Genomic DNA, 4,590 nt, shown 5'->3' with positions numbered 1-4,590 from the left:
CGACGGCGTCCAGCAGCACCGCCTTGGCCTGCTCGTACGGCGGCTCGACCCCGATCCGGCAGGCCCCGGGCGTGTCCGGCCCCAGTCCGCCAAGGCCGTCGCCTTCGAGGGACGCATCGTGGTCGTCGGCTTCGCCAGCGGCACGATCCCCAGCCCGGGCCTGAACCACGCCCTGGTGAAGAACTACTCGATCCTCGGCCTGCACTGGGGCCTGTACAACACCAAGAACCCCAAGCTGGTCCAGCACTGCCACGAGCAGCTCACCGAGCTGGCCGCCCGGGGCGCGATCAAGCCGCTGGTGAGCGAGCGCGTGCCGCTCGGCGGGGCGGCCGCCGCCGTGCAGAAGGTGGCGGACGGCCTGACCACCGGCCGCGTCGCGGTCGTCATGGAGGAGGCGGCATGACCGACGCCGAGGAACTGCGCACCCGTACCCGGGAGCTGCTGGCCGCCCATCCACCGGCCTCCACCGACCGCCTGGACTTCCTGCGTGCCCGCTTCGACGCCGGACTCGCCTGGGTCCACTACCCGCAGGGCCTCGGCGGGCTCGGCGCTCCCCGCTCCCTCCAGGCCGTGGTGGACGCCGAGCTGGAGGCCGCCGGAGCGCCCGACAACGACCCGCGGCGCATCGGCATCGGCCTCGGCATGGCCGCGCCGACGATCCTCCAGTACGGCACAGAGGAGCAGAAGCGGCGCTTCCTCCGGCCCCTGTGGACCGGCGAGGAGGTCTGGTGCCAGCTGTTCAGCGAGCCGGGTGCCGGGTCCGACCTCGCCGCGCTGGGCACCCGGGCCGTGCGCGAGGACGGGGGCCCCTCCCGCTCGAGCGAAGCCGAGAGTGGGGGAGACTGGGTCGTCAACGGACAGAAGGTCTGGACGTCCAGCGCACATGTCGCCCGCTGGGCGATCCTCATCGCCCGTACCGACCCCGAGGTGGCCAAGCACCGGGGCATCACGTACTTCGTCTGCGACATGACCGACCCGGGCGTCGAGGTGCGGCCGCTGCGGCAGATCACCGGCGAGGCCGAGTTCAACGAGGTGTTCCTCACCGACGTCCGCATCCCGGACGCGCGACGCCTCGGCGCCGTCGGCGAGGGCTGGAAGGTCGCGCAGACCACGCTGAACAACGAGCGCGTGGCCATCGGCGGCATGCGACTGCCCCGCGAGGGCGGCATGATCGGCCCGATCTCGAAGACCTGGCGCGAGCGGCCCGAGCTGCGCACCCACGACCTGCACCAGCGGCTGCTGAAGCTCTGGGTGGAGTCCGAGGCCTCCCGCCTCAGCGCGGAGCGGCTGCGCCAGCAGCTCGTCGCGGGCCAGCCCGGCCCCGAGGGCGCCGGCATGAAACTGGCCTTCGCCCGCCTCAACCAGGAGATCAGCGGCCTGGAGGTGGAACTCCTCGGCGAGGAGGGCCTGCTGTACGACGACTGGACCATGCGGCGCCCCGAGCTGGTCGACTTCACCGGCCGCGACGCCGGCTACCGCTACCTGCGCTCCAAGGGCAACAGCATCGAGGGCGGGACCAGCGAGGTCCTGCTGAACATCGTCGCCGAGCGCGTCCTGGGCCTGCCCGCCGAGCCGCGCACCGACAAGGACGTCGCCTGGAAGGACCTCGCCCGATGAGCGACCTGTTGTACTCGGAAGAGGAAGAGGCGCTGCGCGCCGCCGTCCGCGACCTGCTCACCGACCACTGCGACGCACCCGGCGTCATCGCCCGCACCGAGTCGGACACCCCGCACCACCTGGCCCTGTGGAAGGCCCTCACCGAGGGCATGGGCCTCGCCGGCCTGCTGGTGTCCGAGGAGCTCGACGGCCAGGGCGCCACGCACCGCGAAGCCGCCGTGGTGCTGGAGGAGCTGGGCCGCGCGGTCGCGCCCGTGCCGTATCTGACGAGCGCCGTCGTCGCCACCGAGGCCCTGCTGGCCTGCGGCACCGACGACCTGCTTCGCGACCTCGCGGCCGGGACGACGATCGGCGCCCTCGCGGTCGCCCTGAACGTCGCGCCGGGCGCCGCCTACAGGGTCGTGCGGCACGAGGACGGGCTGCTGCACGGCGAACTCACCGGCATCGCGGACGCGGCCGTCGCCGACGTCCTGCTCGTGCCGGCCGACGACGGCGGTCTGTACGCCGTCGACGCCACCGCCGCGACCGTCACGCCCCGGACCTCCCTGGACCTGACGCGGCCGCTCGCGACCGTCACCCTCGACGGAGCGCGGGGCCGGCTGCTGGGCGACGCCGAACCCGCCGTACGCCGAGCCCTGCGCGCCGGCGCCGGGCTGCTCGCCTCCGAGCAGTTCGGGCTGGCCGAGTGGACGCTGACGGAGACTGTCCGCTACCTGAAGGAACGCAAGCAGTTCAACCGGCCCGTCGGCGGCTTCCAGTCGATCAAGCACCGGCTCGCCCAGCTGTGGCTGGAGGTCGTGAACACCCGCGCGGCCGCCCGCAATGCCGCCGACGCGCTGTCGAACGGCGAGGACGTGGACGTCGCCGTCACCGTCGCCCAGGCCTACGCGGCGCCCGTGGCCGTGCACGCCGCCGAGGAAGCCGTTCAACTGCACGGTGGCATCGGCATGACGTGGGAGCACCCCGCGCATCTGTACCTCAAGCGCGCCAAGGCCGACTCGATCGCCTACGGCACGCCTGGCGCCCACCGTGAGGCACTGGCCGCACTGGTCGACCTCCAGGCCCCCTGAGGTCCAACTCCTCAACTCCTGGAAGCCACCCGGAAAGCCACCGAAACGGCCCGTCCCACCAGGGGCGGGTCTTTTCGTGCGCCCTCTCCCGTGAGGTGAACGCCTGACGGCAGCCCGGCCAACTCCGTTCAGAGGCCTGCTTCTTGAGCCTGCCGGGACCCATACTCGCAGGGTTCCCGTACGGCACCTCCAGGGAGGCAGAGCATGGCCCTCACCACCCGTCGCACGGCCCTCACCACCCTCGGCGCAGCCCTCGCGGGCTCGATCGCCCTCCCCGCCGCCCCCGCACCCGCGGGCGAACGCGCGCCGAGGCCCCGCCCGTTGTGGCGGGCCCACGCCCACAACGACTACGAGCACCCGCGCCCGCTGCTCGACGCCCTCGACCACCGCTTCGGCAGCGTCGAGGCCGACATCTACCTCGTCGACGGTCAACTCCTCGTCGCCCACGACCCGGAGGACCTCGACCCGTCCCGCACCCTCGAGTCCCTCTACCTCGATCCGCTCGCCACCCGCGTGCGCGCCCATCACGGCTCCGTGTACCGGGGGTACCGCGGCTCGCTGCAACTGCTCATCGACATCAAGACCGAGGGCTCCTCGACGTACCTCGAACTCGATCGCCACCTCCGGCGCTACCGGCACCTGTTCACCACCTGCGCCCGCGGTCGCGTTCACCGTGGGCCGGTCACCGCCGTGATCTCCGGCGACCGCGCGGCCCGCGCGCCCATGGAGGCCCAGACCGTCCGGCGCGCCTTCTACGACGGCCGCCTCACCGACCTCGGCAGCCAGGCGCCGGCCTCCTTCATCCCGCTGATCAGCGACAACTGGACACTCAACTTCACCTGGCAGGGCCTCGGCGCCTTCCCGGACGCCGAGCGGCAGAAGCTGCGGGGCATCGTGGAGACCGCGCACAAGCGCGGGCAGAAGGTGCGGTTCTGGGCGACCCCGGACCTGGCCGGACCCGCCCGCGAAGCGCTCTGGGGTGAACTGCTCGCCGCCGGGGTCGACCACCTCAACACCGACGACCTCGCCGGACTGGAGGCGTTCCTCGACGCCCGCCGGGCGGGTTAGGCGCACGGGAGAACATCACACGTTCGGCGGACAGGTCAGCCGCCCGGACGAACCCTCCGCTACGTCACACTTGCGCCCGAACGCCGTGAACCGGACATGGCGGCGTGGTGGAGGAGTTGACGATGGCCATTTCCATCTCTGTGGTGCTGCTGCTCGTGATCCTTGCGGTGATCTTCCTGCGCAACGGCGGGCTGAAGATCTCCCATGCGCTGGTCTGCCTGCTGCTCGGCTTCTACCTGGCCAGCACCAGCATCGCCCCCACCATCCACAGCGGCCTCACGGCGACGGCGGACATCGTCAGCGGTCTGCGTCCCTGAGCCATCCCGAGAACACGCCGATGCCGTTCGGCACGAGACGTTCGGCGCCGCCGCTGGGGTGGTTGCGCACGGAGACCGTGCTCGCGCCCGCCTTCCGCGCGACCAGGGTCGACGACCCGCCGCCGTCCAGGCTGAAGGCGTCCTCCGAGCCCAGCTTCCGCATGGCGCCGGCGACTTCGGCGATCGTCAGACCGCTGCGGTAGGCGGCGGCGCCGTCCAGCGCGAGCAGCAGTACGCGCCGCCCGCCGTCGGCGATCCCCACGGCCGTACGGACGGCCGACGTCGTGTCGTCGAGCCCCGGCAGCGGCCGCCCGCCCGACAGGACCGGGTAGCCGCCGAGAGCGAGCCGGTACGCGACGCCGTCCGTGGCCGCCACGAGGCCGTGCTCGACCTCGACCGACTCACCGGTGGAGAACTTGCGCAGCTGCTGGGCGCCCGCCTCCCGGCCGATCAGCACGGTGGTCCCCGCGGCGACGGGACCGCTGCCCGGGGTGTCGGCGGCGGAGACGACCTTGCCG

General features: G+C 72.6%; 6 protein-coding genes. 5 read left to right on the top strand and 1 reads right to left on the bottom strand.

Annotation, left to right across the window (positions count from 1 at the left end):
• The 5 genes from ABZ281_RS38975 to ABZ281_RS38955 all read left to right on the top strand — a co-directional run.
• The coding region (locus ABZ281_RS38975) for a zinc-binding dehydrogenase (protein WP_356662736.1) at positions 1-403 on the top strand (403 nt) is incomplete at its 5' end.
• Positions 400-1,617: an acyl-CoA dehydrogenase family protein gene (locus tag ABZ281_RS38970; protein WP_356662735.1), complete on the top strand. Its 1,218-nt coding sequence runs from the start codon at positions 400-402 to the stop codon at positions 1,615-1,617. The genes ABZ281_RS38975 and ABZ281_RS38970, both read left to right, overlap by 4 nt.
• On the top strand, positions 1,614-2,687 hold the full coding sequence (locus ABZ281_RS38965; RefSeq protein WP_356662734.1) for an acyl-CoA dehydrogenase family protein: 1,074 nt from the start codon (positions 1,614-1,616) through the stop codon (positions 2,685-2,687). Before ABZ281_RS38970 ends, ABZ281_RS38965 begins: the two co-directional genes overlap by 4 nt.
• 204 nt (positions 2,688-2,891) lie before the next feature.
• The gene (locus tag ABZ281_RS38960) at positions 2,892-3,755 is read left to right on the top strand and encodes a phosphatidylinositol-specific phospholipase C/glycerophosphodiester phosphodiesterase family protein (RefSeq protein ID WP_356662733.1); all 864 of its coding nucleotides are present in this window, start codon (positions 2,892-2,894) and stop codon (positions 3,753-3,755) included.
• 122 nt (positions 3,756-3,877) lie between these two features.
• Positions 3,878-4,072, top strand: a complete 195-nt coding sequence (locus ABZ281_RS38955; RefSeq protein WP_221758685.1) for a hypothetical protein — start codon at positions 3,878-3,880, stop codon at positions 4,070-4,072.
• Here the strand turns inward: ABZ281_RS38955 and ABZ281_RS38950 are convergent.
• Positions 4,053-4,590 (bottom strand): phosphodiester glycosidase family protein (locus ABZ281_RS38950; protein ID WP_356662732.1); only part of this gene is annotated, 538 nt, incomplete at its 5' end. The genes ABZ281_RS38955 and ABZ281_RS38950 overlap by 20 nt on opposite strands.

This window comes from Streptomyces sp. NPDC006265 (assembly GCF_040613555.1).
GTDB lineage: Bacteria > Actinomycetota > Actinomycetes > Streptomycetales > Streptomycetaceae > Streptomyces.
The sequence above is the reverse complement of the archived record's forward strand: the minus strand, read 5'-3'. Positions and strand labels throughout refer to the sequence as shown.

Excerpts from the sequence above, each read along its gene's own strand:
- ABZ281_RS38955 (WP_221758685.1), top strand. The coding sequence starts at position 3,878 with ATGGCCATTTCCATCTCTGTGGTGCTGCTGCTCGTGATCCTTGCGGTG.
- ABZ281_RS38960 (WP_356662733.1), top strand. The coding sequence starts at position 2,892 with ATGGCCCTCACCACCCGTCGCACGGCCCTCACCACCCTCGGCGCAGCC.
- ABZ281_RS38970 (WP_356662735.1), top strand. The coding sequence starts at position 400 with ATGACCGACGCCGAGGAACTGCGCACCCGTACCCGGGAGCTGCTGGCC.
- ABZ281_RS38965 (WP_356662734.1), top strand. The coding sequence starts at position 1,614 with ATGAGCGACCTGTTGTACTCGGAAGAGGAAGAGGCGCTGCGCGCCGCC.